Below are 26,252 nucleotides of genomic sequence, written 5' to 3'. Positions count from 1 at the left end.
GCTATATGAATTTGCTTATTGCCCGTTCGAATTTCCACTCCTATTCCGAGACGTTTATCGACGAACAAATCAAGCAATTACAACCGGTAGAAGTCCTGTATGAGGGCTGGCTCCCCAACCAAACCTATAGCGGAAAATCCATTTATCCATTTCCACTTACACAGCTAGCTGTTCGTGGTAGTTTGAGAAATCTAGTACCTGGGCTTTATCGAAAAATCTATCAGTATTACCTGAAAAGATTTTTACGCGTAAATCATATCGATGCATTTTTAGCCAATTACGGTCCCTTGGGAAGTAATATTTACGAAGCTTGCCTTGCGTTAGGGATACCCTACTCGATCGTATTTTTAGGCTTTGATGCCAATGAAAAAAAGACGTTGGATACCTACCGGGCCCACTATGCAGCAATGCTGCCGAAAGCCCAAGCGGTGATTGTTGTCGCGGCTTCCATGCGCGCAAATTTAGAAGCGATCGCAGGACCTTTGTCGAATTTACATGTGATTCCTTGTGGAGTAGATGTGTCTACATTCAAAACGGGAGGGTTAATATCAGAGCGATTCACTTTTATTTCAGTCGCGCGATTTGCCGAGAAAAAAGGACCTATTCATACGCTTCGGGCGTTTGAAATGGTGATAAAGCAATTTCCTGAAGCACGCTTACAAATGATTGGCGATGGTCCCATGTGGGAAGAGGCGAAGGCATTTGTTCGTGAAAAGGGATTATTGGAACATGTTGAATTTTTAGGCGCCATGTCGCAGGCTGAATATTTACCTTATTTACAAGCGGCAGATGTATTTGTCCAGCATTCCATTATTACAAAAGCTGGAGATTCGGAGGGAACACCGGTAGCGATTTTAGAAGCGGCGGCTTGTGGATTGCCAACGGTTTCAACCCGACATGCCGGCATACCGGATGCGGTAATTGAAGGTGAAACAGGCTTACTCACGGACGAACATGATGTACAAGGTATGGCGAAAGCGTGCATGTTTCTAGTTCAAAACAAAGAAGACCGTTTGCGCATGGGGGTGTCGGCTCAAAAACATGTCGAAATGAACTACAATGTTGTCAAGCTCAGTCAAAAAATCAAAAGTGTTTTAAAATTTGTAGTTTTGTAGCTTATTCAAATCATGCATGGGAATCGTCATTCGGCAAAGTCTTAAAGCCTCCATCGTCACCTACTTGGGTACCGCGATCGGGACGTTCAATGTCATCTTTCTCTATAATCAGTTTTTAAGTCAGTCGGAAGTAGGTTTGATCGCGGGCGCCTTAGTCAGCATTCCGCTCATTTTTGCCTCATTTACACAGCTGGGTATTCCGCATATAGCCGTTCGATTTTTCCCACATTTTGATGATCCTTCGAATGAGCATCGCGGGTTTTTCTCGTTTTTATTAATCTCTCCTTTAGTGGGCTGGGGACTTTTTACCTTAGGCTACATCGCCCTGCGGGGTACATTTAATGCCATTTACGCAACCAATTCCCCCCTATTGCCCCAATATTTTTATTACATCATTCCACTGACAGGAAGCTTTTTATATATGTCGGTGCTCGAATCCTACGCCCGCGTCCACCTACGCATCGTCGTTCCAGCCATCATTCGGGAGTTGTATTTACGTGTTGCAAATGCTTGTTTAATCTTGGGTTTTGGATTAGGCTATTTAAACTTTGACCAGTTGGTGCAAGGCATTACCGCCTCCTACCTTGTGGCGGTTTTAGCCTTATTACTGTACATCAAACAACTGAAGCGATTTTATACCAAATTAGATTTCTCCTTTGTACGAAAACCGATATTCAAGGAAATGGTGGCTTATGGCGGTTGGGTGATTTTAGCGGGAGCAAGTTTCACCTTGATTCAGCATGTGGAAAAAATCATGCTTCCGGCGTACACAGGTGGATTGGGGACGACAGCTATATTTGATATTAATTCCCGGATGGGTTTGATGATTGCGATACCACGCAACGTTATTGCGGCGATTAGTGCCCCGTTATTAGCCCAAGCTTGGAAGCGTAACGATACCAGCCAAATCGAAGACATCTACAAAAAGTCATCACTCAATTTACTCTTAGTGGGCTGCTTTTTGTTTTTGCTTATCTGGTGCAATTTAGATTTCATCTACCAAATCATCCCCCGGCATGAAGTCTATGAAGCTGGTCGCTGGGTGGTTTTAATGGTGGGCATTTCGAAGATTATCGATATGGGTACGGGCTTAAATTCGGAGATTTTGATTAACTCCAAATACTACCGATATGACCTTTTATTCTATATGATATTGGCGGCTGGTATTGTGGTGGGTAACTTAATTTTCATCCCCTTGTATTCGTACAATGGTGCGGCACTTGCCTCATTAATTGCGCTGGCGGGATATAATGCCATTAAGTATTTTTTCTTGTGGGCCAAAATGGGCTTGCAACCTTTTGAGTGGAAAACGGCCTGGATCGTGCTAATGAGTCTTGGGGTTTGGTATGTGGTGTCGATTATTCCCGTTTTAGGCGAGGGAGATTGGATCGCTTGGATTCTAAATTTAGGCGTGCGTTCTACTGCGGTTGGCTTGTTATTTTTCTTTGCCGGATGGGCACTGGATTTATCCCCCGATTTATCGGCTATGATTAAAAGTAAATTGAGCAAATGAAGTTGATGTCATTAGCGGGAGGTTTGCCGCATTATTACAATTTGGTCTTAAATAAACTTCAGCGCGAGATGGGTGTGGAGGTTTGTGTGGTAGTGCCCGCAAGTAAGGGGGCGACCTTGGGGGCTGGTGTTTTTGAGAGTAAAGATGGCATTGAGTTCAAGGTGTTTTATCAGGAAGAATATACGACCTATTATGGAAAGAAGTTTTTCCGTGGGTTAAAGGAATTGATATTGCAGGAGAAGCCAGATGTATTGATGGTCAATTGGCCTTACCAAGCTTCATTTGTCTTTTATCCAAGTTGGTATAATTTCTTACGCCGAAATAACGTGGCACTCATTTCCAAGGAAATACCATTTCAGGTACCTCATTACAACGAGGCAATTTCGTACTATTTACAAGGTGGAGGTGTGACGGAGAATAATCAGGCGCACCAACAAAACAAGTCGATTCTGGCGCGTGTCAAATTCATGATTGTACGGGAGACGCGTCGCTTATTTAGTAATCTAGTGGATGCGCATATTAATTATTTGGATGAGGCGGTGGCGATGCATGCGTCGTATGGCGTGCCGGCGGAGAAGGTTTTTGTGACGGCAAACTCACCGGATACAGATGCTTTATTGGCCACAGCTAATGAACTAAAAGATATTCAAGCTAACCCTTTTCGTCTGTTACACATCGGACGTTTAGTGAAATGGAAGCAAGTGGATGTGTTGATCGAAGCGGCCATTGCATTGCATGCAAAATATCCACAGACCGAACTTAGTATCGTGGGTGATGGACCTGAATCGGAAGCTTTAAAATCTCAAGCGGCAGGATACGATTTCATCCAATTTCATGGCGGTATTTATGACCCTACCGAATTAGGCAAAATTACGTGCGAATCAGGCATCTATGTCTTGGCCGGTATGGGTGGTTTATCCATCAATGAGGCGATGTGTTTCTCGAAACCAGTGGTTTGTTCCGTAGCAGATGGCACCGAAAAGCGTTTAGTTCGTGAAGGATATAATGGCCACTTTTTCGAGTCAGGATCTGTGGCTAGTTTAACATCGGTCATTGAAAAGCTTTTTGCAGACCCGGCACAAATCGCTGTGATGGGTAAGCGCTCACAAGAAATCATTGAAAAGGAAATCAATATTCATACGGTGCTGGGGAATTATATGGAGGCTTTTCATTTTGCCATCGCAAAGCGATAGTAAAATGAAAAAGTCCGAAGTCCGGAGGCAGCCGAGTTCCTTTGGCAATCCTACCAGGTTTGCCAAAGCTTGAGACGCGAATGCGTCGATTCCCTGGGCTGAAGCCTAGGGTTATAAATCATACAGAGTCGCATTCTTTGATAAGTAAGCCTAAATTACCCTGCTTAACTCTTAATTCTTCACTCTTATTTCTCAACTCATTTCCTTATCTTTGTCCCCATCATTTCCTACAAAGATTTCTAAATGAAAGTAATTCAGGTAGTCGGCGCACGGCCAAATTTCATGAAAGTCGCACCGCTGCATCGCGCGATTCAAAATCTTGCCAACTGGACTTCCAAAATAGTACATACCGGGCAGCACTTTGACGCTAAAATGAGTGATGTTTTCTTCACGCAACTTGAATTACCCAAACCCGATTTCTTCCTAGGTATCGGCGGAGGTACCCATTCCGAAGTAACAGCCAAAATCATGTTGGCCTTCGAACCTATTTTATTAGCGGAAAAACCAGATCTTGTCATCGTCGTTGGTGATGTCACCTCCACCCTCGCTTGTACCCTCGTCGCCATCAAAATGGGCATTCCATTAGCGCACGTGGAAGCTGGACTCCGTTCGGGAGACCGGTCCATGCCTGAGGAAATTAATCGGATTTTGACTGATTCTGTGGCCAATTACCTATTTGTTACCGAACAAAGTGGCATCGACCATTTGAAAAATGAAGGGGTACCCGACGAAAAAGTATTCTTTTCGGGTAACGTGATGATCGATTCACTTGTGCGCTACCAAGAAAAAGCAAAAACCAGCCCAATTTTAGAAGACCTTGGTCTAACGTCTAACGTCCAGCGTCCAACGTCTTATATAGTCATGACTATGCACCGCCCGGCCAACGTCGACACGGAGCAAGGACTGAAATCCATTTTACGCCTCATTGAATTAAGTACCTCGCAAACCAAAGTCGTTTTTCCCATCCACCCACGTACGCGTGCCCACATGGATAAATATGGTTTAAGTGAACAACTGAATAATAACCCGAATTTAATTTTAACCGAGCCTTTAGGCTATTTGGAATTCATCCAATTGATGAGCCATGCGCAAGCGATCTTAACCGATTCCGGTGGTATTCAAGAAGAAACCACCTACCTCGGGGTACCTTGTTTAACATTCCGCGATTCCACCGAAAGACCTATTACGGTAACCTTGGGAACGAATCAGTTATTGGCCGACTTAGACCCAGACAAAACATATCAAGCACTATTAAACATCTTGCAAGGAAATTGCAAACTAGGTCAAATACCACCACTTTGGGATGGAAAAGCCGCGGAACGTATCGCACAAACATTAGACGAAATCTATAAAGCCTAATGTCAAAAGCGCTCAATATCGTCCTCCTTTCCTACCACAACCAAAATGGGGGTGCGGGAATTGCTGCGGGCCGGCTCCAACAAGCGCTTCAAAAAGCAGGACACAACGTCACTTACTTGGTCCAAGAAAAATCAGGGGATGATGCGTCTGAATTGATTCGATCAGGCCTTTGGTGTAAACTTTGGAACTGGATTCGTTTCATCATGGAACGCCTTTATTTTCTTCCAAGTGAAAAAAGTAAAGCCATTCGATTTCTATTTAATACAGGATTATTTGGGCAGGATATCAGCCGACACCCCGCCATTAAAAATGCCGATATTATTCATTTGCATTGGGTCAACTTTGGTTTCTTGTCCATCAATAACATTGCGCAACTACTCAAACTTGGAAAACCCGTTGTTTGGACCTTACATGATATGTGGGCTTTTACAGGAGGCTGTCACCATAGCGGAGAGTGCGAGAACTTTCAAACCAATTGTGGGTCGTGTAAATTTGTCAATAAACCCGAGCGCTGGGATATTTCACATCGCATGTGGGCGCGTAAAATCTATGCGTTCGACTACCCCAATTTACACATCATTACCTGCAGCGACTGGCTAAAATCGCGCGCAGAAAGGAGCACCATTCTTGCCTACCACAAAATTGAATCGGTCCCAAATGCAATCAATACAGAAAACTTTCAACGCATTAGTGATGCCAAAAATATACTTCAACTCAACCCCTCAAAACACTACATTCTTTTTGTAGCGATGCGAGTGAATACGCCAACCAAAGGGTTTGGTTACCTAAAAGACGCACTAGAAATTTGGAAAAACGAAAACCCAGAAGCAGCAAAAAACACCGAATTGTTGCTTGTGGGTAATGTCTTAGACACCTCCGAAATCAAGGCACTTCCCCTACTGGCAACAAGCTTGGGCCATATCGCTGATCCAACGAAAATGCGTTCGGTTTATTCCGCAGCCGATGTATTTATTACACCGTCTTTGGAAGAAAATTTGCCCAACACCATCATGGAAGCGATGGCCTGCGGAACACCTTGCGTCGGCTTTCACGTAGGCGGCATCCCCGAAATGATTGACCATGAAATCAACGGCTATGTCGCAGAATACTTGTCGGCAAAATCACTCGCCTCCGGAATCCAATGGTCACTGAACCACACACCTAATGAGGCTGCACGTGAAAAAGTAATGCATAGCTATCAGGAAGATATTATTGCTAAAAAGCACAGCGATCTCTACCTCAAATACCTCTCGGATGGCCAAGCTTAGCATAATCACGATTACGTACCAGGCAGAGAAATTTCTGGAACGCACCATCCAAAGTATCTTGGAACAGGGGCACCGACCTGAAATTGAATATGTTATTGTGGATGGAGCTTCCACGGATGGAACGCTTGCGCTAATTGATACATATCGGAAAGACATAGATCATGTAATCTCAGAAAAGGATCGCGGAATATATGATGCCATGAATAAGGGTCTTCAGGTAGTCAACGGTGAATATGTGCTTTTTTTGAACGCGGGAGACACTTTTGCAGCTAAAAATACATTAGAGCATTTACTAAAATCGCTGGATTCAAATCCAGATATCCTCGTAGGAGACGCCATGTTTGTTGACATGCATGGACAGGAAATAGGCCTGCGAAGCGTCGTGACTCCCCACCGTATTCCAGCCAAACTTACTTGGAAATCATTTAAAAAAGGCATGGTTATTTGCCATCAATCCTTTATTGTCAAACGTGACCTCGCCCCTCGATTTAATCTAGAATACCAATTAAGTTCGGATATCGACTGGGAAATCAAATGCCTTAAATTGAGCCAAAAAACGATGCAGTTGGCTGAGCCAATTTGTCAATACCTCATGGGAGGTGCCTCTGTACAAAATCTAAAAAAATCTTGGAAGGAACGTTTTCATGTCATGCAAAGCCATTTTGGTTTACTACAAACGATCCTTGCGCACGTATGGATTATATTTCGCGGAATCCGATTTGCCCTGAGGAAAGGTGGTAAATATTGGTAAACATATGAAATTTCAACTCATTCTATTTTTAGTGCTTATTTCTATGGCGCCTACAAGCGGCCAAAAATTTCGCTTTGCCACCAGCCTTGGTACAAGTTATATTAACTGGTCTCAGAATCAAGTGAGTTTAACTACGAGTGCTGCTTTACAATTTCAAAAACCGGGTAAACCAACGCAACTATACGGTCATTTACAAGTCATCGGAAATATGCAAAGCACACGCATAGGCGACCAAAGCGTGGCCTTTCGAGGGGGAAAGGGAGAAATTGGTGTGAACCAATTTACGAAGATTGGCTTATTTGCAACCACAAGTGTTTATAGTTTGAGCATGGCAAAAAAGACGATCACTGCGAACAAAGACTTCCTATCAGATGAGAAATTTTCACTTCATGGATTACGCGCAGGACTTGGTTTTAAATCGAATGGAAAAGTAAAGACGACAGCTCAGGTCAAGGTTTTTAAACCTTTTTTAGCCAAGGTGAGTTTACAAGGCTGGGAAAACGAACAAAGTACCACACCAGATAATCCAATAGGTTATCAGGCTAGCGTTGAATTCCGACTAACCGACTGGTCTTTCGGAATTGACTATGAAAACATTCGGTATGGGAGAACTTATGCCAACTTAAAACTAACAAGCGCCCAAGTAACTTACTTTTTTTAATATGCTTCTTTCTATTTTGATTAGCTTAATGAGTTTCAATGCTGACAGTACAATCAAAACGACTGAGCTAAATGAAGTAGTCGTTCGTGTTTTTGAACAAAAAAAATCCACCTTTTCAAGTCCCGATGCCATTGCTATTTTGAATGCGCAAGACTTGACTCGTACAAATAATACTAGCTTCGTGACCTCACTAAACATGCAAGCCGGTGTGCGGATGGAAGAACGATCACCAGGCTCGTACCGAATGGCAATTCGTGGAAGTGCGCTTCGTGCACCGTTTGGCGTACGCAATGTGAAGGTATATTGGAATCAAATGCCCCTAACGGATGCCGGAAACAATACCTATTTGGCATTGATTGACCCCGATTTTTTCAATGAACTAACGATAATCAAAGGGCCAAGTGGCGGATTGTACGGTGCCGGAACAGGTGGGGTCATGCTATTCAACAGTCCAAGTGCCACGCAGAAAAAAATAATTCATCAGCAGGTTGCCAATAGCCTTGGAGGCTATAAACAAAGCTGGGATTTACAGACAAATGGGCATCGCATATATGCGAGTTATTGGAATCAAGAGGGCTACCGGAAACAATCAGATATCAATAAACAATGGATTTCGTATGAATTTCACAAAGAATTAGGTCGAAATACACAACTGGATATAGTCACATACCTTGGCCGCGTTACCTACCAAACACCCGGAGGTCTTACCTTAAAGCAATTCCAAACTGACCCCCGACAAGCTAGGCCAGCTGGAGGCCCATTTTTAAGTGCGGCGGACCAACAAGCCACATTCCGATTACAAACTTTTGGCGCAGGAGTTCAACTGACTAGTCGGTGGAATGAACATTGGAGTGCGACAAGTAATCGGTCAATGCAACTAAATTTTATCGAAAACCCAACCATCCGTAACTATGAAATTCGGAAGGAGCTCAATTTTAGTAGTCGCAATGTCATTCACTACAAAAATGATAACCTCAGCCTAGACGGTGGCCTTGAATTCCAAACAGGCGTATTTGATAGCCAAACCTTTGGAAACAAAAAAGGAACTAAAGACACACTTCAGATCACGCAAAATACCACCTTGCAAAATGCCAGTTTGTTTCTGCAAGGAGAATATAAAATTAATAATTCCTGGCATCTGACCCTGGCCGGAAGTTACAATCAATTTTGGACTGAGTTTATCGGCAATGAAGGTATCTTTTCGCCACGCATCGCCCTATTACACAATATAACACCACGGCAAAACCTAGTTGTCAAATTCGTTCATGGATATTCTCCTCCTAGTCTGGGTGAAATTCGCCCATCTGCGGGCATCATCAATAGATCCCTTCGCGCAGAAAAAGGCTGGAACAAAGAGGTGAGTTGGCGCGGCAAATCCAAATACCTGCAATGGAACCTGAGCATATACCAATTTGACCTGGATGAAACCATTGTGATTCGTCGGGCAGCTGATGGGTCCGAGTATTTTGATAATGTGGGAAAGACACGCCAACAAGGAATCGAATTGAGCCATGTGTGGAAAATAGGGCAAAATCTTGAGCTAACTAATGCGGAAACAATTCAAAACTTTCGCTTTGTCAACTATCAAATTGCGGGCAAAGACTTTTCAGGAAACCGGTTGACGGGAACGAGTCCGTTCCAACATGCGAGTACGGTGAGTTATGCGTTTTCGCAATGGATTCGTTGGCATATTCAATACACCTACACCGATAAAATTTACCTCAATGATGCCAATACGGACCAATTACCAGCGGTTCATTTATGGAATTCTAAGGTTGAGTACCAGCGTGGAAAATGGAATGTTTGGCTAAGTGTAGAGAATATAGGTGATACAATGTACACGTCCGGACCTGATTTAAATGCATTAGGAGGTCGATATTATAATACGTCAGCGGGACGCAATTTTACACTGGGACTTAAACTTTCATTCAACTAGGGCGCCTTGCTAAATATCTTTACAAAATCTTAAACGTCAGCTTAGTTTTGGGAAACGAGCCTAAGCTACAAATTCAAAAACTCAAAATACCACGCGCAAAATTCAGTCGACTAAGTCCTATATTTCGACAATTATGGATATAAAGTATACTAATCGCTACATTACATACGTTAGTCCTCATATTACTTAAATGCATCGAATGCACTTAGGTAAGTTCACAACTAACACTAGTATTCGAAAAAACAAACACACCTATGCTCAATTCTATCCGCCTAACAGCCTTATGCCTTGGATTATTTGCCCTGAATGCGCAAGCCCAAGAAACGACTAGTTCGCCCATTGTCATCAAAAAAGACAGCAGCTCATCCAATAAAGCCAAAACGCTTTTTGGAACATCGAACAAAAATCCAATCAAAACATTTGGAGTAAGTTTTTCCCCTATTGTGCAATTCGGCCAATTAGGTAAACAAGCTGGTTTATCAGCAGCAATACACATCAACAATTCATGGGAAATTGGCGCTATTTTCTTACGTTCAACACGTGATGAGAACTCGACAAAAGCACCTCAAGCTTTTCACGCATTTACGATTGCATATACCCCAAAAGCAAATTCATTAATTCATGTGAGTTTCCCTTTATCGATTGGTGCAATTAGTGAACAACAAATTCGCTTATCCGACCCAATCGCAATACCAGACCCTTATTCAAGAAAACCAGGCTCCATGCGTATGCGTAAAGATTTCCATGATCGTGATCGTGATCGTGATCGTGATGGAATTCGCATGGGATTTCGCGGTCCGAAAGCATTAGGTATTCAACCTGGTGTTCAATTAGAATTAAATGTCTTACGAAATGTTCGTTTAGTTACGGGGGCAAATTACCGCTTCGCATTGGGTGATAACAGCACAACTGACATGCAAGGATTCTCAGGGCAGATTGGCCTAAAATTAGGAGTATTCGACCATAAATTTGGGTTCAAAAAGAAAAAATAACTGAATTGATCTACTCCCAAAACTAAAAAGCGAGCTCTTTCGGGCCCGCTTTTTTTATGTCGTATAGAACCTAGAAGTTGCGCTCACCTGCTTCGCGCTTACCTAAAAGTACCGCGCCGACCATCGCCACAAAGAACAGAATAGATACCAATTCAAATGGCAGTAAATATTCCGAATACAATATTTTTCCTAAGTTTTCCACCATACCTGTTTGCGATGAAAACCCAACGCCTTCAGCAGTGGGAGCTGGCATGTTATTCTTATGAAATGCTGCGATGAAAATTACGAGCAAAACACCTGAGACAATCACACTGGCTAATTTAGTCAAGGGTGATTTCGAATCAGGTTTGTTCTTACGCAAATCCAACATCATGATGACAAACAGAAATAAAACCATGATAGCTCCTGCATAAACAATGATATTCACCGCCATCAAAAACTGAGCGTTTAATAACACGTAGTGCCCTGAAATGCAGAAAAAAGTAAAGACCAAATACAAGACCGAGTGAATCGGGTTTTTGGCTAACACAACCATCAGGGCGCTTAGCAGCGTCAAACCTGATAAAAAGTACCAAATATATGAAATATCCATAGGGTTATTATTTCCAACCATCACGCAAATAGCGCTGATCCATTTTTTCAACTAATTTATCTTTGCCATAAATGACTTCGTCCCGTGAATTAAATACAGGGACCATGGTATCGTGACGCAAGAAGATGGCTTCTTTTGGACAAGCTTCCTCGCACAAACCACAAAAGATGCATCGCAACATGTTGACCTCGTAAACTTTGGCATATTTCTCCTCTCGGTATAAGTTTTCTTCGCCTTTTTTACGTTCTTCAGCCACCATCGAAATAGCTTCCGCCGGACAAGCAACCGCACATAATCCACAAGCCGTACAACGCTCAGCACCCTGCTCGTCTCGCTTTAAGATATGTTGGCCACGGTAAATAGGCCCCAAATATCGTGTTTGCTCCGGATAACGAATCGTTACCGGCTTCGAGAAAAAGTGCTTTAGCGTGGTTGCCATTCCGCCAACAATCGCCGGAAGATACATACGCTCAGCCAAGGTCATTTCACCCTGCTCGATTACCTTTGTTTTAGTGCTTAATTTCATATACCTAAGCTATTTTTTTCTTTCTAAAGATCGCGTCATTCAAGAATAAACCCGCGATTAAAATCACAACTCCTGCAATTCCTGCAAGTATCGGTTGGCCTATTAAAATACCAAATCCCGTCACCACCACATTAAACATAGCCAACGGAATCAAACCTGTCCAGCCTAAACCCATTAATTGGTCATACCGGAAACGTGGAAGCGTCCAGCGCACCCACATAAACACAAATACAAATAATAAAGCTTTACCAATTAATGCACCCATGCCAACGAAAGCAGCTACAGTTGTACCAAATTGTCCAGTTACAAATGTATATCCCGGATAGTCATATCCACCGAAAAATAAAGTCGCCATAACCGCTCCCGAAATAAACATGTTGATGTATTCCGCGAATAAATAAAAACCAAGTTTCATCGACGAGTACTCCGTATGATACCCACCAATTAATTCCGTCTCACACTCCGGTAAGTCAAACGGCGTACGATTACATTCCGCAAACGAACAAATCAAGAAAATCAAAAAGCCCAAAGGCTGCTGTAAAATATTCCAATGACCAGCTTGTTGGGTCTCTACAATTGTCTTCGTAGACAATGACCCCGTAAACATTAAAATCGCAATGATCGACATACCCATTGCTAATTCGTATGAAATATTTTGTGAAGCCGCACGAATAGCGCCCAAAAGCGAATACTTATTATTAGATGCCCAGCCGCCAATCAATATTCCGTAAACGCCTAAAGATACAATTCCAAAAACCCACAGAATACCAATGTTAACATCGATACCTTGCAAATCAAATGTCACACCTGCCACAGTTACGGTATCTCCGAAAGGGACAACGGCTGAAGTCATGAGCGCTGTCAACATTGACAAGCATGGGCCTGCAATAAATAGCCATTTGTTTGAGTTAGCCGGAATAAAATCTTCCTTCATGAACATCTTAACTGCATCAGCTAAGGGCTGCAAGATTCCAAAAGGCCCCGCCCTATCTGGACCGATTCGATCCTGCATAAATGCAGCGATCTTCCGCTCAAAATAGGTGGAATAGGCCGCAATGCCGAGGGTAATTGCGAATACAATTCCAACGAAAATGGCTTTGGCCGTAAATACATCATTCAATAATTCCATAGCTTATTTCTTTGCGGGCAAAATTGATTTAATTTCTATTGAACTGCGATCGCGGTTATCATCGATTAGTTTGAAATCACGCGCAGCTTGTGCAATTGGGAATGCTGGATGTATCAAATTCGCACCATACTTATTGGCCGAAATCACCGAATGTCTTGCCACTTGCGTAGGTCCTTCAATCACCCAATCCGATGTTTTCTTCCGATCAAAACGACACGTATTGCAAATAAATTCGTTTAACTCACCCCACTGATTTTTACGTCCCGTCACACGAATCACTTCATCTCCACGATACCATAAAGTTACATTACCCGAACATTTATCACATGAACAATGTGCTTCCATCGGCTTCGAGAACCACACCCGACTCTTAAAACGATAAGTTTTGTCTGTCAAAGCACCCACCGGGCAAACATCGATAATGTTTCCGGAGAAATCATTGTCAATTGCTTTCTCGATGTACGTACTAATTTCCGCATGATCTCCGCGATTCATGACACCATGAACACGGCTATCTGTGATCTGATCCGCCGTGTAGACACAACGGTAGCACAAGATGCAACGATTCATGTTTAACTTGATGTTTTCACCTAGGTCCACCGGCTCAAAGGTATTGCGTTCTTCGACCGTACGGGTAGAAGAAACCCCATGTTCGAAAGAAAAATCTTGCAAATGACATTCCCCTGCTTGGTCGCAGACTGGGCAGTCCAACGGATGGTTCAACAATAAAAATTCAACAATTCCCTTACGTGTTTCTAGCACGGCCTCATTCACCGTGTTTTCCACAATCATGCCATCTTGAACAGCTGTAATACACGCCGGAACTAATTTAGGCATCGGACGTGGATCCTTCTCAGAACCAGCCGTCACCTTAACTAAGCAAGCACGGCATTTACCACCAGAACCCTGCAAAGGCTCATAGTAACACATAGCTGGTGGCGCAACCTCAGGTCCGATCATTCGAGCGGCTTGCATGATGGTTGTTCCCGGTTCTACATCCAAGGTGATGTTATCAATCGTTACTTTCATAATCTATCATATAACAGGTTCGCACCTGATGTTATTGCTTATTCAATTCCGAAAAGCGCTGGATAAAGTTCGTTGCCGAATATCCCAATGCCTTTTCCTTCAATTCCTTTCCTAAGGCCTCACGATCTGCCAAAGGCCACGCTAAAACCGCTTCAATCTTGTTGGCCGCATGTGCTTCATCCGTATACTCCACCAACAACTCTGGATGCGATGCCAAAAAATCATTGACTCCACCCGCACCTTTAAATCCAATAATCGGCGTGGCCGCATACCCTGCTTCTAACATCACAAGCGGAAATGGATCCTCCCGCGATGACAAGAAAAACAAGTTGGCCATATCAAAATACGGCTTTGTTGTCGGTTGCTTGGATACCAAATGCAAGCGATTTTCCGTATCCCAGTTGGCCTTCTCAGTCTTTAAATCAGCCGAAAAGGGCTCATTTCCAACGCCCACCCAGACCAGATGTAGATCTGCATGTTTGGCTATCAATTGCTTCGCAACCCGAACAAAAATATCCGTTCCCTTCCGCCATTCCGCTAGTCCGCAGCCTAAAACAACTAGCGCATCCATCGGAATTCCCAATGCCTTGCGTTGTTCTTGTCCACGATCCTGCTGTTGTTTAGGCAATTCCACAATAGGTGGCAAAATTGCCAATTTCCCATTTGGTACCGAATACGTTTCATGCAAGACTTGTTGGACCTGCGCTGAAACGGCATAAACGCGCCGACAATCATTTCTCAAAAACGCCATGTCTTCTTTCGAAGCATACATTTTTAGCGAAAAATCAAGCTCATGTATATACGCCTCGAAAGGCACATTCAGAGTGCTCAATCTCCGCATTAAACCCAAAGAAGCCACCGTATTTCCTAAAACCAAATCAAACTTTTCGCGCTGAAAACGCGTCATTAATCGCTTGATTTCAGAATCAGTTGGTTCCCGATTTACCCGTTCCTCACGTTTGAGCAACGGTATTTTTTTTACCCATTTGGCCAATCGGCTAGGACCTTTCTCCCAAACCCAGACCTGAGCGTATTTTTGATACGTTTTGAGCAGCACACCCCCCCTTGCCAACAATAAATAGGGTTTATTACCCCGAGCAGCCTCCGCTTTAATCCAATGTAAAAGTACTAATTGCGCACCTGCGCGGTTGGCATCATGACCCACAAATAAGACCTTGTTTGCCATGAAACTAAGTTAGTTGGCCCAACTAGCACCCGCGCGCATAAACACCGCACCTGGTTTTGTTGCCTCTTCTGGGTGCGTAATATGCCATTCAAATTCATCTCTAAAGTGACGAATCGCCGCAGCCACAGGCCACGCCGCTGCATCACCTAACGGGCAAATCGTGTTTCCTTCGATTTTCTTAGCTACGTCAACTAATAAATCGATGTCTTCGATGCGACCTAAACCCGTCTCAATACGCTTAATAACTTTGTCCATCCAGCCAGTACCTTCCCGACAAGGAGAGCATTGACCACATGACTCGTGGTGGTAAAAACGCGCAAAAGTTAAGGTGTTATGTACGATGCAAGTTGTCTCATCCATCACGATGAATCCACCGGAACCTAACATGGTACCTGTCGCAAATCCACCTTCCGAAAGTGACTCATACGTCATTAAACGTTTATCACCTGCATCAGTCGTTAAAATATTATCTGCCGATAAAATAGGCACGGAAGATCCTCCTGCCACAACAGCTTTTAATTTATGTCCATCACGGATGCCTCCGCAATATTCGTCTGAGTAGATAAATTCCTCTACGGTAATTCCTAATGGAATTTCATAGACACCTGGTTTTTTGATATGACCTGATGCAGAAATTAATTTAGTTCCTGTACTTCTCCCTACCCCAATCGCCGCATACGCATCTCCCCCGTTATTCACAATCCAAGAGGTTGCTGCAATGGATTCTACGTTATTCACGACCGTTGGGCATTGCCACAAACCTTTCACCGCTGGGAATGGTGGCTTATTGCGTGGATTTCCGCGTTTCCCTTCTAAAGATTCCAGTAAGGCTGTTTCTTCTCCACAAATATATGCTCCACCACCTGGCTGTACAAAAAGGTCTAAGTCATACCCAGACCCCAAAATATTTTTTCCTAGTAATCCTTTGTCGTACGCTTCCTGAATGGCTTTCTCGAGAATATTAATGACATACATTAACTCTCCGCGCACATAGATGTAGGAAGTATTTGCTCCCAAAGCAAAGCTGGAAACGATCATTCCTTCGATCAAGGTATGAGGAGATTTCATCATCAAATAATGATCCTTAAACGTACCTGGCTCCGACTCATCTGCATTGCAAACTAAGTAACGAGGCACACCTTCTGGCTTCGCCAAAAACGACCACTTCATACCCATAGGGAAACCTGCACCACCACGACCACGTAAACCTGATTTTTTAACTTCTTCCGTTACCTCATCTGGCGTCATCGTTTTGATCGCTTTCTCCACCGCCATATACCCTCCATTTTTCATGAAAACGTCGATGGTCTCAATTCCTGGTACGTCAATATGTTGCGTTAATATCTTCATCCTCGGCTTATTTGCTTAATTCATCAATAATCTCATCCACTTTCTCATTCGTCAAATGCATGTGGTACTTCTCGCGAATTTGGAATACAGGACCCCATCCACAAGCAGCTAAACATTCCACTTCTTTGATCGTAAACTTCCCGTCTTTCGTCGTCTCTCCCGTTTGGATTCCCAAACGCTTTTTCAAGTGGTCATATACTTCAACGCCACCCATGAGACAACAAGGACCAGTCCGACAATACTCAATCACATGCTCGCCCACTGGCTCTAAATGAAACATGGTGTAGAAAGACGCGACCTCATATACTTCGATCGGGCTGATCGAAAGCAAAGTTGCCACATAATCCATCACGGCTGGAGAGCACCATTTCCACTCCGCTTGCGCAAGGTGAAGGATGGGCAAAATGGCCGACTTCTGTTTCCCGTCCGGGTAACGTGCAATAATTTTTTTAATTAAATCCAGCGTTTCTGCTGGGAAAACAATGTTGCTCATGTCTTAAGTATCTAACTCTCCCGCAATAACATTCATAGATGACATCGTCACAATGGCATCCGATAAACTCGTTCCTTTGATCATCTCAGGGAACGCTTGGTAATATATAAAGCCTGGTCGGCGGAATTTCAAACGATACGGCGTCCGTCCTCCATCTGAAACCAAATAGAAACCTAGCTCGCCATTTCCTCCCTCAACCGCGTGGTACACTTCACCTACCGGCGCATCGATTTCGCCCATCACAATTTTAAAGTGATAGATCAATGCTTCCATGTTGTGATATACATCCTGCTTTTCTGGCAAATAATAATGTGGCGCATCCGCGTGATACGGACCTGCAGGCAAATTATCCATGGCTTGTTGGATAATGCGTAAACTTTGCCACATCTCCTCCTCGCGAACTAAGAAACGATCATACGTATCACCCTTTGTTCCTACTGGAACATCAAATTCAAAATCTTCATAGGATGAATATGGATTCATCGCCCGAACGTCGTAATCAACACCGGCAGCACGCAAATTTGGCCCTGTAAATCCGTAGTTTAACGCGCGTTCAGCGGAGATTCCACCCACGTTTTGCGTACGATCCATAAAGATTCGGTTACGCATCACTAAGCCTTCAAATTCCTTTAAGGCAGCTGGTAATTCTTTCAATAACTTCTGGATTTTATCTATGGCCACAGGTGTAAAATCACGCTCCATACCACCAAAACGACCCATATTTGTTGTCAGACGTGCACCGCACATCTCCTCATAAATCTCATAAATAAATTCACGCCACTGATACACATACAAGAAACCTGTCAAGGCTCCCGTATCTACTGCAAGAATGGAATTACAAACAATGTGATCCGTTAAACGCGCTAATTCCATCATGATCACACGCATGTATTGCGCACGCTTTGGAACTTCAATGCCCAATAATTTCTCGACCGTCATATGCCAGCCCATGTTGTTGATCGGCGCGGAACAATAGTTCATCCGATCCGTCAAGGTGGTGATTTGGTAGAAAGGGCGACGCTCTGCGATTTTCTCGAAGGCGCGGTGGATGTAACCTACCGTTTGTTCTGCGTCCACAATTGTTTCTCCATCCATCGTTAAAATGTTTTGGAAAATCCCGTGGGTTGCAGGGTGTGTAGGCCCCAAATTCAGCGTAGAAAGCTCATTTACATAAGGACCGCCTTTTTGCGTCTTATCTAAACCAACGTTGGGGTTTTGTACTAAGGCTATTTCAGACATGTCTAGTTATTATCGTCCAAATAATTCATCAATTTTATCGTGACGCGTCGCATCCTCTAATGGATACTCTTTACGCATCGGATGGTAATCCATCTCATCCATATTCAGGATACGTGTCAAATTCGGGTGGCCATCAAAAATGATCCCGTAAAAATCAAACGCCTCACGCTCCATCCAATTCGCTGATGCATATAAGTCGGTGATCGTTGGGAAATGTGGTGCTTCAATAGGCGCATACGCCTTAATCCACAGACGCACATTATTCTCCAAACTGTGCAAGTGGTAAATCACCCCAAGTTCTTGCCCCTTCGCATCTGGAAAATGAATCCCTGCTAAGTCAGTCAAAAACTGAAATTTAAATACCGGATGCGCATATAAAAAGTGAATCATCGGAACGATGGTCTCCACCGTCGTAGTCACTTGTAAAATCCCATGCGATTCGCCTATGCCAAAAACATCATCTGCCCCAAATTGAGCAAGTAGCGCATCTGTGATTTGTTGGTTTTCCATGTTATTATTCGATACCGTATGAGGCCAGCAACGCCTTGTACTCAGGCTCGTTTCTGCGGCGTGTAGTTTCTTTTTTGGCTAATTCTTGGATTTGCATAAAGCCATCTAAGATTTGCTCGGGACGTGGTGGGCAACCAGGCACATAAACATCCACTGGTATTATCCGGTCAATTCCTTGCAAAACTGAATAGGTATCAAAAATGCCACCTGAGCAAGCGCAGGCACCTACAGATAATACCCAACGTGGCTCGGCCATTTGTAAATACACTTGCTTAAGCACTGGTCCCATTTTTTTAGAAATCGTACCCATCACCATCAACACGTCGGCTTGACGCGCAGAAAAGCTCAAACGCTCCGCACCGAACCGGCCGATATCATAATGAGATGCCATGGTGGACATAAATTCAATCCCACAACATGAGGTAGCGAAAGGTAATGGCCAAAGGGAGTTGGCACGTGCTAGGCCAACTAAACTATCTAAACTTGTTGCAAAAAAACCTGCTCCCTCTATTCCAGGAGGCGCTTCTGCGACGTTTACTGTTGATGAATCACTCATATTACTTAGTTGTTGAACTCTTAAAACAAACCCATAACCGGATTGTTTATTTCTCCCACTTTAAAATTCCTTTTTTGATAACGTATATAAAACCGATTAACAACAAGCCCATAAATACAAGCATATCGTAAAATCCGGTCCAAGATAATTCTTTGAAATTAACGGCCCATGGATACATAAATACAATTTCGATATCAAATAGGACGAATAAAATGGCTACCAGGAAATACTTAACCGAGATCGGCGTACGCGCATCCCCCACCGACTCAATACCACACTCAAATGTGTCATCTTTCTTAGCCGAATGCCTTTTCGGGCCCAACGAATGCGTGGCAACCATCGTGGCAACAATAAAAGCTAATGCAGCAAGTAATTGAACAAATACGGGAAGAAAGTCCTGTGGTTGATAATTCATATAAGGCCTACTAAAATGAAGCCGCAATTTACGCACAGAAATCTAAAATAGAAGAATTTTTCACAAAAATACTTTGGTAAAAATCCATAAAATATAGTGTCAACTTTCATTAAAATGATTTTTCACTCAGATTGCTCAAAATCCAAAAAAATCATGTAATTTTGTCCGGCAAATAAGAGTAGTTACATGCTCCATATCTTGATTTGCTATGCTTGATTCCAATAAATTTCTTTTTGAGGCCTTGACGTACGATGACGTATTGTTGTTGCCCGCGTATTCGGAGGTTTTACCTCGAGAGGTAAGTACACAATCACGCTTGACACGAAACATCTCCTTAAATATTCCCATTGTTTCAGCTGCGATGGATACGGTGACAGAAGCAGCTCTAGCCATTGCTTTAGCGCAAGAAGGGGGAATTGGTATTATTCACAAAAACATGACGATTGATCAGCAGGCTGCACAGGTTCGCAAAGTAAAGCGATCTGAATCTGGTATGATCATTGACCCTGTTACGTTAAAAGACGATCAAACTTTGGGTGATGCGCAACGCATCATGAAAGAATTTAAAATTGGCGGCATCCCTGCGATTGATGACAATGGTCATTTAGTGGGGATTTTAACTAACCGCGATTTGCGTTTCCAAAAGCAAACTTCGCGCCCGGTGGCCGAGATAATGACCAAAGACAATTTGATCACGGCCAAAGAAGGAATCAGCATGGAAGAAGCTGAGAGCATATTGCAAGAATATAAAATCGAAAAACTTCCGATCATTGATAAAAACAGCAAGTTGATAGGTTTGATTACCTACAAAGATATATTGAAGCGTAAATCTCACCCATTGGCATCCAAAGATTCCTTAGGCCGTTTGCGTGTTGGAGCGGCGGTGGGCGTTACACCTGATTTACTCGATCGGGTACAAGCTTTAGTGACTGTGGGCGTTGACGTTATCTCCATTGATACGGCTCATGGGCATTCCAAAGGGGTAATCGACGCGTTGAAATCGGTCAAAAAAGCATTTCCAAATTTGGACGTTATTGTGGGGAATATTGCCACGGGTGAAGCAGCCCTTGCCTTGGCAAAAGCGGGCGCGGATGCGGTCAAAGTGGGTGTGGGTCCAGGAAGTATTTGTACGACGCGAATTATTGCGGGTGTGGGTATGCCTCAATTAACGGCCGTTTATGAAGCAGCGAAGGCATTAGCGAAATTTGATGTGCCGGTTATTGCGGATGGTGGAATACGTTATTCGGGTGATGTGGCCAAAGCAATTGCTGGTGGCGCAAGTACGGTCATGATTGGATCCTTGTTGGCGGGTACGGATGAAGCACCTGGTGAGATGATTATTCTAGAGGGACGTAAGTTTAAATCTTACCGTGGGATGGGTTCTTTGGAGGCCATGGAAGATGGATCGAAAGATCGTTATTTCCAAGATGCGGAAGATGATATTAAAAAATTAGTTCCGGAAGGAATTGTGGGCCGTGTCCCTTTCAAAGGTTCGGTGACTGAGATTTTATACCAAATGGTCGGCGGATTAAAAGCCGGCATGGGATACTGCGGAGCTTCTTCTATTGAAATTATGCAGCAAGCCAAATTTGTTAAAATTACATCTGCTGGGGTGAAAGAAAGTCATCCACATGATGTGAGTATTTCTAAGGAAGCGCCAAATTATTCGGTTAAATAAATGATAAGGCCTCGTTCATCGCGAGGCCTTTTTTTATGCTTGGTAATTTTGAATCGTATCCACGAAACACTGAACTTTATCGGGGTGAATATCTGGATAAACGCCATGACCTAAGTTGGCAATATAACGCTGCGTACCAAAAGCCCTCAACATCGCCTTCGTTTCCGCCTCTACTGTTTTGAAATCACCATATAGCGCGCACGGATCTAAGTTGCCTTGTAAGGTTTTATTGGGGCCCACAATGTTACGTGATTCTTCAATATCCATATTCCAATCCAGGCCAATGGTCGCGCAGTTTAATTGGGCCATTTCTGCACGGGCAAAGAAAGCTCCTTTGGCAAAAAGTGTTACGGGAACATCCGAAATAGCATCACAAATTTGCTTCAGGTAAGGAGTAGAAAAAGTACTGTATTGAGCTGGGGATAATATTCCTGCCCACGAGTCAAAGATTTGAAGTAAGTTGGCCCCTGCCCCTACCTGTGCTTTCAAATAAGCAATGGTCGAATCTGTAATTTTTTGCAATAGGGCATGCGCTAACGCAGGGTCTGCGTAAAGCATTTTTTTCGCTTGTGAGAATGTTTTCGAACCTTTTCCTTCGACCATGTAGCAGAAAATGGTGAAGGGTGCACCGGCAAAGCCAATTAACGGAACGCGCCCGGCTAATTCTTTTTTGACGATTTTAATGGCGTCCAAAACGTATTTTAAATCTTCTTCGGGATTTGCGTCTCGAATTTTGGCTAAATCTGCTTGGGAACGAATCACCTCTGGAAAAACCGGTCCTTTTTGTTCCTCCATCAAATAGGGCAAGCCCATCGCTTCTGGAACAACGAGGATATCGGAAAAGATAATCGCAGCATCTACACCAAACCGGTCGACCGGTTGTAAAGTCACCTCGGCTGCTAGTTCCGGATTCGTGGCTAGGCCAATAAATGAACCGGCTTTCGCACGTACTTCTCGGTACTCAGGTAAAATCCGTCCCGCTTGTCGCATCACCCAAACAGGGACACGTTCTACAGGTAAGCCTTGCGCGGCACGAAGCAGGAGGTCGTTTTGAAGTTTTTCCATATCGAGCACAAAGGTAAAAGAAAATAGTCCGCAGGGAAAGAGTCCGGAGGAAAATAGTCCGAAGGAAGAGAGTTCGGAGGGGATTAGTCCGAAGTCCGAAGGGATATCAGTTTGTCGATACAATAGAAAGCAGAAAAATCGTTTGATAAATAAACGTATGCGTGTTTCTAAATTTGAGGACCTACTTGTTTGGCAAAAGTCTATTGACTTAGCAATTATAGTTTACAAACTATTTGAAAAGAATCAGGATAGGGGGTTTAAAAATCAAATTCAAAGGGCATCAGTTTCAATTGCAAATAATATCGCTTGCAAATAATATCGCTGAGGGCTTTGACCGAAGCTCGGATAAAGAGTTTAAACGGTTTTTATTTATAGCATTAGGCTCCGCAAGTGAAGTACGTTCAATGAATTATCTGGCATTGAAACTTAACTATGTTTCCACGGAGGAATATATAAAATGCAATAATAGCTTAATTGAAATCTCAAAAATGTTAAATGGTCTATCTCGATCTCTTAACCGAAACGAAGTAAAGTATCTTTAAGCCTCAGGACTTATCTCCTCCGGACTCCTTCCCTACGGACTTCACCCCTACGGACTAACCCCCTTCAGACTACCTCCCTTCAGACTACCTCCCTACGGACTAACCCCCTCCGGACTACCTCCCTCCGGACTAACCCCCTCCGGACTAACCCCCTCCGGACTACACCCCTCCGGACTTCGGCCTTTTTTTCTTACCTTTGCCCCCACCATGGCCCAACTATCCGCGCGCTTTATTACAAGCAACACCGATTTTAAGAATTGTCCACCTGCTCGCTTCCCTGAATTTGCCTTCATTGGCCGATCAAATGTGGGTAAATCCTCATTGATTAATTCGCTTACCTTTCACAAAGGCTTGGCGAAAACATCACAGACTCCCGGCAAAACCCAACTCATCAATCACTTTATGATTGACGACAAATGGTACTTAGTCGATTTGCCAGGATATGGTTTTGCCAAAGTAAGTAAAGAAAAGCGCAGGGATTTTGAGAAAATGATCTTTGACTATTTGACCAACCGCGCAAGTTTAACCTGCCTATTTGTATTAATTGATATCCGCCTCAAGCCACAAGCTGTGGACATCGAATTTATGAATCGCATGGTCGAGGCTGAAATACCTTTTTACATTGTTTTTACCAAAGCCGATAAACTGTCGCAAAAACAAGTAAACGAAAGCGTAGATGCCTACACCAATTTCTTGCTTGAAAGTTGGGACGAACTACCTAAATTCTTTATTACCTCGGCTGAAAAACATGTAGGTCGCGAAGAAATTTTAGCCAGCATTGATGAATTAATTAAATCATCTCCCTATAAAGTAGGTAAATCTTAATACTTTTGCCCCCATCATTAGCTAAACATACATGGAATTATTGAATGAAGTTGCCCACATCTCTGGTAAACCTGGGTTATTTAAAGTGTTAAAGCCAACAAGAACCGGTGTAATCGTTGAAACCCTTGACGCTGCCAAACAAAAGTCAGTGGTTAGCGGCCAAACACGTATCTCCGTATTGAAAGACATCTCGCTTTATTTGGCAGATCACCAAGACAGCACACTTCCATTAGCAGATTTGTTTTTGCAAATTCATGCTAAATTCAATGGCACACTACCAATAGAGCCTAAAAAAGCGAACGATACCGAACTATATGCCGCCCTTGCCGAAGTAGTTCCTAATTATGACGCTGATCGCGTTTTCGCTTCCGATATCAAGAAAATCCTTAATTGGTACCTAATTTTATTCACATTCGTTCCCGAACTTTTCCCTGCCAAAGCTGCTAAAGCACCTAAAGCTGAAAAAGAAGAAAAGGAAGTAAAAGAAGTGAAAAAACCAGCCGCAAAAAAGGCCGATAAAAAAGCTAAGTAATTCCCGCACATGCAGGAGGCTATCCAAATACGAGCCATTGCCCCAGAAGACAATCGCGCACTCGCACAGGTTATTCGAACAGCCTTGGCTGAATTTGGTGCAAATAAACCGGGAACGGTCTATTTCGACCCTACGACAGATGCTCTGCATGAACTTTTTCGTACGCCAGGCTCAGCCTATTTTGTGGCTATACAAGCAGATCAGCTACTTGGTGGATGTGGCATTTTCCCCACAGAAAACCTGCCAGACGGCACCTGCGAACTCGTTAAACTATACATTGATAAATCATCCCGTGGACAAGGTTTAGGCAAATTACTCCTCGAAAAGTCCATGAACTGGGCAAAAGAAAATGGATTTACCCACGTCTATCTCGAGTCCATGCCCGAACTATCCAAAGCTGTTTCCATCTATAAAAAATTGGGATTTATGGACCTACCTGGGCCATTAGGCAACAGCGGACATGACGGATGCGATATCTGGATGATCAAAACTTTATAAAAAAAGACCTCGAATTTTTTCGAGGTCTTTTGATTTGAAAGAGTTTAAATTCCTATTTCAAAGAATTAATGTACTTCGCTAATTTCACCGCATCTTCCTTGGGCACATTAGCCATTGGAGCCATTGGCGGATAACCTGGCCAGTTAGACGGCTGAGGTTTTGCAATTAAGGCAACGATCTTATCCACGGAATATTTCTTTTTTGCCACATCCTTATAAGCAGGGCCCACTAAACGCGTATCCACTTTATGACAAGCAAAACACGTATATTTTTGCATTAATGGCTTAATATCAGCTGGAAAATCTTCCGCTTTCGCTTCGAAACCAAAGGCAACAGCAGCTAACGCCACAGACATAATTAATTTAGAGTAAGTTTTCATATAGTATAATTCGTTAAACACTCAGGCCTAAGCCAATTTAATTACTAAGCATTTGTAATCTGAATCGCAAATTAATAGATTAAATCTAATTTACTATCCCTTTTTCACAGAATCCACGGCATTTCGTACACTTCCATGGGTTTCAAGCAAATTTGCTGCTATTTCCTCCGACACACCCGTAGCCTCGCATACCATCCGAATCGCACGCAAAACTAATTTGTGATTGCTCAATTGCATGTCAACCATCTTATTTCCCCGCACCTTGCCCAACCGAATCATCACCGTCGTCGAAAGCATATTCAACACTAATTTCTGTGCCGTTCCCGACTTCATGCGCGTACTTCCTGTGACATATTCAGGGCCAACCAACACCTCGATAGGGTAATTAGCTTCCGCAGCAATCACGCTTCCACCATTGCAAACAATACATCCAGTCAAAATTCCGTGCGCATTGGCCGCCTTCAATCCACCCACCACATAGGGTGTCCGACCAGAAGCCGCAATCCCAATCACCGTATCCAAAGGACCAATTCCAAACGCTTCCATATCTTTCCATGCCTGATCCGGATCATCCTCCGCATTCTCCACCGCCTTGCGAATCGCTCCATCCCCTCCTGCAATAATACCAATCACTAAATCAAATGGCACACCATACGTAGGTGGACATTCAGAAGCGTCCACAACTCCTAGTCGGCCTGAAGTGCCCGCACCAATATAAAACAAGCGACCCCCTTGCTCCATCCGAGGTACAATTTGATTAACCAAAGCCTCAATCGCTGGAATGACTTTTTCAACAGCAAGAGGCACCGTCTTATCTTCAGCGTTCATTTGGCGCAAAAGCGTGTCTACCGATTGCTTATCTAAGTCTTCGTAATGAGAAGCTGATTCCGTCGCCAGCAAAGTTAAGTTTTCAGCCATTT

30 protein-coding genes are annotated in these 26,252 nt (G+C 43.4%); 15 read left to right on the top strand and 15 right to left on the bottom strand.

Going from position 1 to position 26,252, the window contains the following annotated elements:
• Positions 1-5: 5 nt before the first annotated feature.
• From AC1W6K_RS04035 to AC1W6K_RS03995, 9 genes are all read left to right on the top strand, one after another.
• Entirely contained in the window at positions 6-1,115 is a 1,110-nt protein-coding gene (locus AC1W6K_RS04035) for a glycosyltransferase (protein WP_481946531.1), read from the top strand.
• A 16-nt stretch (positions 1,116-1,131) separates the two neighbouring features.
• Positions 1,132-2,628: a lipopolysaccharide biosynthesis protein gene (locus AC1W6K_RS04030; RefSeq protein WP_481946530.1), complete on the top strand. Its 1,497-nt coding sequence runs from the start codon at positions 1,132-1,134 to the stop codon at positions 2,626-2,628.
• Positions 2,625-3,821 carry a glycosyltransferase family 4 protein gene (locus tag AC1W6K_RS04025; protein ID WP_481946529.1) on the top strand — a complete coding sequence of 399 codons (1,197 nt, stop codon included), beginning with the start codon at positions 2,625-2,627 and terminating at the stop codon, positions 3,819-3,821. Before AC1W6K_RS04030 ends, AC1W6K_RS04025 begins: the two co-directional genes overlap by 4 nt.
• Before the next feature lie 243 nt (positions 3,822-4,064).
• Positions 4,065-5,180: a non-hydrolyzing UDP-N-acetylglucosamine 2-epimerase gene (gene wecB, locus AC1W6K_RS04020; protein ID WP_481946528.1), complete on the top strand. Its 1,116-nt coding sequence runs from the start codon at positions 4,065-4,067 to the stop codon at positions 5,178-5,180.
• Entirely contained in the window at positions 5,180-6,448 is a 1,269-nt protein-coding gene (locus tag AC1W6K_RS04015) for a glycosyltransferase (RefSeq protein WP_481946527.1), read from the top strand. The genes wecB and AC1W6K_RS04015 overlap by 1 nt, the downstream gene beginning before the upstream one ends.
• Positions 6,435-7,199 (top strand): glycosyltransferase family 2 protein, encoded by a 765-nt coding sequence (locus AC1W6K_RS04010; RefSeq protein ID WP_481720465.1) that lies wholly within the window; start codon positions 6,435-6,437, stop codon positions 7,197-7,199. The genes AC1W6K_RS04015 and AC1W6K_RS04010 overlap by 14 nt, the downstream gene beginning before the upstream one ends.
• Positions 7,200-7,203: 4 nt before the next feature.
• Positions 7,204-7,860, top strand: a complete 657-nt coding sequence (locus AC1W6K_RS04005) for a hypothetical protein (RefSeq protein WP_481946526.1) — start codon at positions 7,204-7,206, stop codon at positions 7,858-7,860.
• Between the two features lies 1 nt (position 7,861).
• Entirely contained in the window at positions 7,862-9,796 is a 1,935-nt protein-coding gene (locus tag AC1W6K_RS04000) for a TonB-dependent receptor (protein WP_481946525.1), read from the top strand.
• A gap of 254 nt (positions 9,797-10,050) precedes the next feature.
• Entirely contained in the window at positions 10,051-10,788 is a 738-nt protein-coding gene (locus tag AC1W6K_RS03995) for a hypothetical protein (RefSeq protein ID WP_481946524.1), read from the top strand.
• A 70-nt stretch (positions 10,789-10,858) separates the two neighbouring features.
• Here the strand turns inward: AC1W6K_RS03995 and AC1W6K_RS03990 are convergent, their stop codons facing one another.
• From AC1W6K_RS03990 to AC1W6K_RS03940, 11 genes are read right to left on the bottom strand one after another with little or no spacing between them, the layout of a single operon-like run.
• Entirely contained in the window at positions 10,859-11,380 is a 522-nt protein-coding gene (locus AC1W6K_RS03990; protein WP_481946523.1) for an NADH-quinone oxidoreductase subunit J family protein, read from the bottom strand.
• Between the two features lie 7 nt (positions 11,381-11,387).
• Positions 11,388-11,906, bottom strand: coding sequence for a NuoI/complex I 23 kDa subunit family protein (locus tag AC1W6K_RS03985; protein ID WP_395785367.1), 519 nt, complete (start codon positions 11,904-11,906; stop codon positions 11,388-11,390).
• Positions 11,907-11,910: 4 nt separating this feature from the next.
• Positions 11,911-13,035: an NADH-quinone oxidoreductase subunit NuoH gene (gene nuoH, locus AC1W6K_RS03980; RefSeq protein WP_481946522.1), complete on the bottom strand. Its 1,125-nt coding sequence runs from the start codon at positions 13,033-13,035 to the stop codon at positions 11,911-11,913.
• Positions 13,036-13,038: 3 nt separating this feature from the next.
• The gene (locus AC1W6K_RS03975) at positions 13,039-14,064 is read right to left on the bottom strand and encodes an NADH-quinone oxidoreductase subunit G (protein WP_481946521.1); all 1,026 of its coding nucleotides are present in this window, start codon (positions 14,062-14,064) and stop codon (positions 13,039-13,041) included.
• Between the two features lie 31 nt (positions 14,065-14,095).
• Entirely contained in the window at positions 14,096-15,250 is a 1,155-nt protein-coding gene (locus AC1W6K_RS03970) for a glycosyltransferase (protein WP_481946520.1), read from the bottom strand.
• Between the two features lie 9 nt (positions 15,251-15,259).
• The gene (gene nuoF / locus AC1W6K_RS03965; protein WP_481946519.1) at positions 15,260-16,600 is read right to left on the bottom strand and encodes an NADH-quinone oxidoreductase subunit NuoF; all 1,341 of its coding nucleotides are present in this window, start codon (positions 16,598-16,600) and stop codon (positions 15,260-15,262) included.
• A 7-nt stretch (positions 16,601-16,607) separates the two neighbouring features.
• Positions 16,608-17,093 (bottom strand): NADH-quinone oxidoreductase subunit NuoE family protein, encoded by a 486-nt coding sequence (locus AC1W6K_RS03960; protein WP_481946518.1) that lies wholly within the window; start codon positions 17,091-17,093, stop codon positions 16,608-16,610.
• Positions 17,094-17,096: 3 nt separating this feature from the next.
• Positions 17,097-18,332 (bottom strand): NADH-quinone oxidoreductase subunit D, encoded by a 1,236-nt coding sequence (locus AC1W6K_RS03955; protein WP_481720443.1) that lies wholly within the window; start codon positions 18,330-18,332, stop codon positions 17,097-17,099.
• 9 nt (positions 18,333-18,341) lie between these two features.
• Positions 18,342-18,842 carry an NADH-quinone oxidoreductase subunit C gene (locus AC1W6K_RS03950; protein ID WP_481946517.1) on the bottom strand — a complete coding sequence of 167 codons (501 nt, stop codon included), beginning with the start codon at positions 18,840-18,842 and terminating at the stop codon, positions 18,342-18,344.
• 4 nt (positions 18,843-18,846) lie between these two features.
• Positions 18,847-19,398: an NADH-quinone oxidoreductase subunit B gene (locus AC1W6K_RS03945; RefSeq protein ID WP_481720439.1), complete on the bottom strand. Its 552-nt coding sequence runs from the start codon at positions 19,396-19,398 to the stop codon at positions 18,847-18,849.
• A 46-nt stretch (positions 19,399-19,444) separates the two neighbouring features.
• A complete protein-coding gene (locus tag AC1W6K_RS03940) occupies positions 19,445-19,813 on the bottom strand; it encodes an NADH-quinone oxidoreductase subunit A (RefSeq protein ID WP_481720437.1) in 369 nt (122 codons plus the stop codon).
• A gap of 208 nt (positions 19,814-20,021) precedes the next feature.
• Here AC1W6K_RS03940 and guaB point away from each other — a divergent pair, with 208 nt between their 5' ends.
• Positions 20,022-21,491, top strand: coding sequence for an IMP dehydrogenase (guaB, locus tag AC1W6K_RS03935; protein ID WP_481946516.1), 1,470 nt, complete (start codon positions 20,022-20,024; stop codon positions 21,489-21,491).
• 33 nt (positions 21,492-21,524) lie between these two features.
• Here guaB and hemE read toward each other — a convergent pair whose 3' ends face one another.
• On the bottom strand, positions 21,525-22,556 hold the full coding sequence (gene hemE, locus AC1W6K_RS03930; protein WP_481946515.1) for a uroporphyrinogen decarboxylase: 1,032 nt from the start codon (positions 22,554-22,556) through the stop codon (positions 21,525-21,527).
• A gap of 157 nt (positions 22,557-22,713) precedes the next feature.
• On the opposite strand from hemE, the gene AC1W6K_RS03925 reads away from it, so the two are divergent.
• On the top strand, positions 22,714-22,872 hold the full coding sequence (locus tag AC1W6K_RS03925) for a four helix bundle protein (protein ID WP_481946514.1): 159 nt from the start codon (positions 22,714-22,716) through the stop codon (positions 22,870-22,872).
• Complete coding sequence (locus AC1W6K_RS03920) at positions 22,847-23,098, top strand: four helix bundle protein (protein WP_481946513.1); 252 nt, start codon at positions 22,847-22,849, stop codon at positions 23,096-23,098. The genes AC1W6K_RS03925 and AC1W6K_RS03920 overlap by 26 nt, the downstream gene beginning before the upstream one ends.
• A 92-nt stretch (positions 23,099-23,190) precedes the next feature.
• Here AC1W6K_RS03920 and AC1W6K_RS03915 read toward each other — a convergent pair whose 3' ends face one another.
• On the bottom strand, positions 23,191-23,391 hold the full coding sequence (locus AC1W6K_RS03915; RefSeq protein WP_481946556.1) for a hypothetical protein: 201 nt from the start codon (positions 23,389-23,391) through the stop codon (positions 23,191-23,193).
• On the opposite strand from AC1W6K_RS03915, the gene yihA reads away from it, so the two are divergent.
• The 3 genes from yihA to AC1W6K_RS03900 are packed head-to-tail and all read left to right on the top strand — an operon-like array spanning position 23,306 to position 24,953.
• Positions 23,306-23,923, top strand: a complete 618-nt coding sequence (gene yihA / locus AC1W6K_RS03910; protein WP_395786276.1) for a ribosome biogenesis GTP-binding protein YihA/YsxC — start codon at positions 23,306-23,308, stop codon at positions 23,921-23,923. The two genes, AC1W6K_RS03915 and yihA, sit on opposite strands and share 86 nt — an antisense overlap.
• 31 nt (positions 23,924-23,954) lie before the next feature.
• On the top strand, positions 23,955-24,455 hold the full coding sequence (locus AC1W6K_RS03905) for a DUF5606 family protein (protein WP_481946512.1): 501 nt from the start codon (positions 23,955-23,957) through the stop codon (positions 24,453-24,455).
• Positions 24,456-24,464: 9 nt separating this feature from the next.
• A complete protein-coding gene (locus AC1W6K_RS03900; protein WP_481946511.1) occupies positions 24,465-24,953 on the top strand; it encodes a GNAT family N-acetyltransferase in 489 nt (162 codons plus the stop codon).
• Between the two features lie 52 nt (positions 24,954-25,005).
• On the opposite strand, the gene AC1W6K_RS03895 is transcribed toward AC1W6K_RS03900, so the two are convergent.
• Both AC1W6K_RS03895 and murQ read right to left on the bottom strand, forming a co-directional pair.
• Positions 25,006-25,332: a c-type cytochrome gene (locus AC1W6K_RS03895; protein ID WP_481946510.1), complete on the bottom strand. Its 327-nt coding sequence runs from the start codon at positions 25,330-25,332 to the stop codon at positions 25,006-25,008.
• Positions 25,333-25,425: 93 nt separating this feature from the next.
• The gene (gene murQ / locus AC1W6K_RS03890) at positions 25,426-26,250 is read right to left on the bottom strand and encodes an N-acetylmuramic acid 6-phosphate etherase (RefSeq protein WP_481946509.1); all 825 of its coding nucleotides are present in this window, start codon (positions 26,248-26,250) and stop codon (positions 25,426-25,428) included.
• Positions 26,251-26,252: the final 2 nt, after the last annotated feature.

It is taken from the genome of Aquirufa sp., from assembly GCF_964796385.1.
Note: the sequence above shows the minus strand (reverse complement) of the source record. Positions and strands in the feature narration are given on the sequence as shown.

What these genes read in the sequence shown, in the direction of transcription:
- AC1W6K_RS04025 (WP_481946529.1), top strand. Translation starts at nt 2,625, where the DNA reads ATGAAGTTGATGTCATTAGCGGGAGGTTTGCCGCATTATTACAATTTG.
- AC1W6K_RS04010 (WP_481720465.1), top strand. Translation starts at nt 6,435, where the DNA reads ATGGCCAAGCTTAGCATAATCACGATTACGTACCAGGCAGAGAAATTT.
- AC1W6K_RS03900 (WP_481946511.1), top strand. Translation starts at nt 24,465, where the DNA reads ATGCAGGAGGCTATCCAAATACGAGCCATTGCCCCAGAAGACAATCGC.
- AC1W6K_RS03895 (WP_481946510.1), bottom strand. Translation starts at nt 25,332, where the DNA reads ATGAAAACTTACTCTAAATTAATTATGTCTGTGGCGTTAGCTGCTGTT.
- AC1W6K_RS04005 (WP_481946526.1), top strand. Translation starts at nt 7,204, where the DNA reads ATGAAATTTCAACTCATTCTATTTTTAGTGCTTATTTCTATGGCGCCT.
- AC1W6K_RS03915 (WP_481946556.1), bottom strand. Translation starts at nt 23,391, where the DNA reads ATGAAGGCAAATTCAGGGAAGCGAGCAGGTGGACAATTCTTAAAATCG.
- AC1W6K_RS03950 (WP_481946517.1), bottom strand. Translation starts at nt 18,842, where the DNA reads ATGGAAAACCAACAAATCACAGATGCGCTACTTGCTCAATTTGGGGCA.
- AC1W6K_RS03975 (WP_481946521.1), bottom strand. Translation starts at nt 14,064, where the DNA reads ATGAAAGTAACGATTGATAACATCACCTTGGATGTAGAACCGGGAACA.
- AC1W6K_RS03995 (WP_481946524.1), top strand. Translation starts at nt 10,051, where the DNA reads ATGCTCAATTCTATCCGCCTAACAGCCTTATGCCTTGGATTATTTGCC.
- AC1W6K_RS03970 (WP_481946520.1), bottom strand. Translation starts at nt 15,250, where the DNA reads ATGGCAAACAAGGTCTTATTTGTGGGTCATGATGCCAACCGCGCAGGT.
- murQ (WP_481946509.1), bottom strand. Translation starts at nt 26,250, where the DNA reads ATGGCTGAAAACTTAACTTTGCTGGCGACGGAATCAGCTTCTCATTAC.
- hemE (WP_481946515.1), bottom strand. Translation starts at nt 22,556, where the DNA reads ATGGAAAAACTTCAAAACGACCTCCTGCTTCGTGCCGCGCAAGGCTTA.
- AC1W6K_RS03905 (WP_481946512.1), top strand. Translation starts at nt 23,955, where the DNA reads ATGGAATTATTGAATGAAGTTGCCCACATCTCTGGTAAACCTGGGTTA.
- AC1W6K_RS03990 (WP_481946523.1), bottom strand. Translation starts at nt 11,380, where the DNA reads ATGGATATTTCATATATTTGGTACTTTTTATCAGGTTTGACGCTGCTA.
- yihA (WP_395786276.1), top strand. Translation starts at nt 23,306, where the DNA reads ATGGCCCAACTATCCGCGCGCTTTATTACAAGCAACACCGATTTTAAG.
- AC1W6K_RS03955 (WP_481720443.1), bottom strand. Translation starts at nt 18,332, where the DNA reads ATGTCTGAAATAGCCTTAGTACAAAACCCCAACGTTGGTTTAGATAAG.
- AC1W6K_RS03925 (WP_481946514.1), top strand. Translation starts at nt 22,714, where the DNA reads ATGCGTGTTTCTAAATTTGAGGACCTACTTGTTTGGCAAAAGTCTATT.
- AC1W6K_RS04030 (WP_481946530.1), top strand. Translation starts at nt 1,132, where the DNA reads ATGGGAATCGTCATTCGGCAAAGTCTTAAAGCCTCCATCGTCACCTAC.
- AC1W6K_RS03945 (WP_481720439.1), bottom strand. Translation starts at nt 19,398, where the DNA reads ATGAGTGATTCATCAACAGTAAACGTCGCAGAAGCGCCTCCTGGAATA.
- guaB (WP_481946516.1), top strand. Translation starts at nt 20,022, where the DNA reads ATGCTTGATTCCAATAAATTTCTTTTTGAGGCCTTGACGTACGATGAC.
- wecB (WP_481946528.1), top strand. Translation starts at nt 4,065, where the DNA reads ATGAAAGTAATTCAGGTAGTCGGCGCACGGCCAAATTTCATGAAAGTC.
- nuoF (WP_481946519.1), bottom strand. Translation starts at nt 16,600, where the DNA reads ATGAAGATATTAACGCAACATATTGACGTACCAGGAATTGAGACCATC.
- AC1W6K_RS04035 (WP_481946531.1), top strand. Translation starts at nt 6, where the DNA reads ATGAATTTGCTTATTGCCCGTTCGAATTTCCACTCCTATTCCGAGACG.
- AC1W6K_RS03960 (WP_481946518.1), bottom strand. Translation starts at nt 17,093, where the DNA reads ATGAGCAACATTGTTTTCCCAGCAGAAACGCTGGATTTAATTAAAAAA.
- nuoH (WP_481946522.1), bottom strand. Translation starts at nt 13,035, where the DNA reads ATGGAATTATTGAATGATGTATTTACGGCCAAAGCCATTTTCGTTGGA.
- AC1W6K_RS03940 (WP_481720437.1), bottom strand. Translation starts at nt 19,813, where the DNA reads ATGAATTATCAACCACAGGACTTTCTTCCCGTATTTGTTCAATTACTT.
- AC1W6K_RS04000 (WP_481946525.1), top strand. Translation starts at nt 7,862, where the DNA reads ATGCTTCTTTCTATTTTGATTAGCTTAATGAGTTTCAATGCTGACAGT.
- AC1W6K_RS04015 (WP_481946527.1), top strand. Translation starts at nt 5,180, where the DNA reads ATGTCAAAAGCGCTCAATATCGTCCTCCTTTCCTACCACAACCAAAAT.
- AC1W6K_RS03985 (WP_395785367.1), bottom strand. Translation starts at nt 11,906, where the DNA reads ATGAAATTAAGCACTAAAACAAAGGTAATCGAGCAGGGTGAAATGACC.